This window comes from Microbacterium sp. (assembly GCF_011620715.1).
Lineage (GTDB): Bacteria > Actinomycetota > Actinomycetes > Actinomycetales > Microbacteriaceae > Microbacterium.
The window spans coordinates 12430-15278 of sequence record NZ_WOYP01000083.1; the positions used below are offsets into that span (position 1 = coordinate 12430).

Genomic DNA, 2849 nt, shown 5'->3' on the forward strand with positions numbered 1-2849 from the left:
CATCGCCCCTGATGGGTCGACCGGATGGCAGCGCACCCTGATCCGGGTGACGTAGACGGTGCGGGGATCATCCACCGTGACGTCAAACCGGCGAACATCCTCTTGCGGCCACCGCTCACGCCGCAGCACACGTTCCGCGCGGTGCTCGCCGACTTCGGCATCGCCTACCTCGTGGATGCCGCTCGGGTGACCACGCCGGGCACGGCGATCGGCACGGCCGCGTATATCTCGCCCGAGCAGGTGCGGGGCCACGCCCCTACGACGGCATCGGACATCTACAGCCTCGGCCTCGTGCTGCTGGAGGCGCTCTCGGGACGACGCGCCTTCCCGCAGCAGACTCCGATCGAGGCGGTCTCGGTCCGTCTCACGTCGCCGCCGGATGTCCCCGGAGACTGGGGCTACAGGTGGCGGTCGCTCCTGACGGCGATGACCGCGATCGACCCGGGCGAGCGTCCGACGGCTCTCGAGGTGTCCGTGCGCGGGCGTGTGCTCGACAGCGAGGAGACCGATTCCGAGGCCACGCGCGCCATCGATTCCGAGCCGGCCGCGACGCGGTTGATGGTGGCACCCGAGGCAGCCGTCGTACCCGCACCGCCCATGCTGGACGCGTCGGGGCGCGTGCTGACCTCGTCGCCGACCGACGCCACCGTGGTCGTGGGTGAGCAGTCGGTCGCATCACCGGCCGGCGGCGACTGCGAGCCGGGCAGCTCCCCACCCGTGAACCGGTCGCGATGGGTCATGATCGTCGGTGCCGTCGCGCTCGTACTGGTCGCCGCGGTCGTGGGCGTCGCGCTCGCGATCGGCGCCGCCTCCCCGGCACCGCCGCCGGCGCTTCCCGCGGTCGGCGAGCCGCTCGACACGCATCTGCAGGATCTGATGAATGAGCTGAGTCCGTGATGCGCCGCCTCGCCTGGCTGATCTGCGTCGCCGCGGTCGCGGCCGTCCTGGCGGGCTGCGCCACCGCCCCCTTGACGCTGTCGCGGCAGGCCTCTACCGACCTGCAGGCCGGCGTAGTCGCCGTAGCAGAGTCGGCTGCGGCCGGCGATCAGGCGACAGCGCTCACCCGACTGGACGAACTGCAGGAGAGGCTCGACGCCGCCGTCGCGGCGGGTGATGTGACCGCAGAGCGCGCAGCATCCATCCAGGGTGCGATCGAGGTGGTGCGGGCCGATCTGCAGCCCGCGCCGACGCCGAGCATCGAACCTGTGCCGCAGCCGACCGTCGGTCCGGGACTCACCGACGACGGCAATGACAACTCGGGTCCCGGCAACAGCAACGGCAACGGCAACGGCAACGGCAACAGCGGGAACGGAAAGGGCCGAGGCGACTGAACCCGCTGGATCGCGGCCGGAGACGTCAGCCGCCGGACGGGACGGGCGCCGCCTCCGGTTCGGCCGGCGGCACGATCCGGAACTCCGGTGCCTGCGAGACCAGCAGCCAGGCCGGCAGCACGACGATGCACAGGATCGGCAGCAGCGCGATGTCGCCCGGGATCGCGACGGCGACGAACACCGCAAGCCAGCCGTCGCGAGCCACGACCAGCACGATGCCCAGCACAGCGCACGCGACGACCAGGCTCATGTTCAGCGACGGGAACAGCGTGCTCACGAGAAGTCCGAGAGCCACGCCGATGAAGGCCGCCGGGAACACACGGCCGCCTCGGAACAGCGCGGATGCTGCGACGAGCAGAGCGACGATCTTGATGCCCGCGATCACGGCGAGTTGACCGGCGTCGTACTGACTCGGGTCCTTGAGCAGCTCACCCATCTGAGTGAGACCCTTGAACATGGTGATCGGGCCGCCGATGTAGCCGAGGATGCCGAGGATCAACCCGCCGACCGTGGTGATGATGATCGGATGCCCGAGGGCGTGCAGCGCCCGGTAGACAAAGGGGAAGACGGCCAGCGCCGCGAGACCTGCCACGGTGACGGCGCAGGCGACCAGGATGCCGGTGAGGATGTCGAACGCCTGCGGCGGGCCGTAGGCCGGCATGTCGAACGCGAACGGGGGGGCGCCCAGCAGGTGCATCGTGATGGATGCCGCACCGGCCGCCGCCAGCGGCAGGAACAGCTTGTCCCACAGGGAACCGCCGGCCCGCACGGCGGCGACCAATCCGGTGAAGACGAGCGCTGCGGCAACCGGAGTGCCGAACAGGGCGCCGATCGTGGCGGACGCTGCGAGCATCATCGACACCTCCGGGGACACCTGGGGGATGAGCCGCGCGAACACCGCGACGATGATCGCGGTGTTGATCGCGATGATCGGGTTCTCGGGTCCGAGACTCACCCCGCCGGCGAGGCCGAGCAGCGTGACCACGGCGAGACCAGGGAGCGTGCGCAGCGGCAGAGGCTTGTCGACGAGCTCGGTCGTGGCCGAATCCGGGCCGCCGTGCCCGGGGAGAACCTGCAGCGCGATGCCGACCGCCAGTCCGGTGACGGTCAGCACGAGGATGATCCACCAGCCGTTCGGGTCGACGTTCAGCGCGCCCGGAAGCGTGGTCCAGATCACGTTCGAGAGGGCATCGGCGCTCCGATCGAGCGTCCAGAGGATCAGCGCGGAGACGACCCCGACCAGTAGTGCCGGTACGGCGAGCATCAGGAGCCGAAGGGGGGTGACATTCGGGTCGGTCTCCGGGCGTGCGAGGCTCATGCGCGGATCTTCCTCCTGATCGAGCACCAAGATCGGGTCGTCTTCGCCGACCGCGGTGATTCATCGCGGTGCACGGACGCTATCACGCAGCCGTTCTCGCCTGCGATGGCCAGCGGCTGACATCATCCCGCGGGGATGACTGCGGGCGGGGGCTCCGCACTGCGGGGTGAGGGTCAGCGCCAGAGACCGGCGGACCCGAG

Annotated in this window: 3 protein-coding genes; 2 read left to right on the plus strand and 1 reads right to left on the minus strand. The window is 70.2% G+C overall.

The window, feature by feature from the left end; genetic code table 11:
* The first annotated feature begins 24 nt into the window (after nucleotides 1-24).
* Together QZV84_RS08025 and QZV84_RS08030 are read left to right on the plus strand one after the other, a co-directional pair.
* On the plus strand, nucleotides 25-897 hold the full coding sequence (locus tag QZV84_RS08025; protein WP_292827976.1) for a protein kinase: 873 nt from the start codon (nucleotides 25-27) through the stop codon (nucleotides 895-897).
* Entirely contained in the window at nucleotides 894-1331 is a 438-nt protein-coding gene (locus tag QZV84_RS08030) for a hypothetical protein (protein WP_292827979.1), read from the plus strand. The genes QZV84_RS08025 and QZV84_RS08030 overlap by 4 nt, the downstream gene beginning before the upstream one ends.
* Before the next feature lie 25 nt (nucleotides 1332-1356).
* Here QZV84_RS08030 and QZV84_RS08035 read toward each other — a convergent pair whose 3' ends face one another.
* Nucleotides 1357-2649 carry an ion channel protein gene (locus tag QZV84_RS08035; RefSeq protein WP_292827982.1) on the minus strand — a complete coding sequence of 431 codons (1293 nt, stop codon included), beginning with the start codon at nucleotides 2647-2649 and terminating at the stop codon, nucleotides 1357-1359.
* Nucleotides 2650-2849 lie beyond the last annotated feature (200 nt).